The sequence below is a fragment of the Buchnera aphidicola (Pemphigus obesinymphae) genome (assembly GCF_026122815.1).
Lineage (GTDB): Bacteria > Pseudomonadota > Gammaproteobacteria > Enterobacterales > Enterobacteriaceae > Buchnera_C > Buchnera_C aphidicola_BJ.
The window spans coordinates 1-336 of the sequence record NZ_JAIWQW010000109.1; the positions used below are offsets into that span (position 1 = coordinate 1).

Below are 336 nucleotides of genomic sequence, written 5' to 3' on the forward strand. Positions count from 1 at the left end.
AATCAAAGAAATGCATGATAATATAAAACCAATAGAAACATTACTCGTTATTGATGCTATGACAGGCCAAGACAGTATGAATATACTACCAGTATTTAATAATATTATACCTATATCGGGTATCATTTTAACTAAAATGGATAGTGATACCAGAGGAGGAGTAGCATTGTCTATACGATTTATTACCGGAAAACCAGTTAAATTTATAGGAACAGGAGAAAAATTAAATTTTATAGAACCATTTTATCCAGATAGAATTGCATCTCGTATCCTTGGTATGGGAGATATATTATCTCTTATAGAAAATGTTGAAGCATATACGAAAAAAAGAAAATC

1 pseudogene is annotated in these 336 nt (G+C 29.5%); it reads left to right on the forward strand.

What is annotated here, in order from left to right:
* Positions 1–336: pseudogene (locus tag LDP10_RS03335) on the forward strand (signal recognition particle protein); the annotation flags it as partial.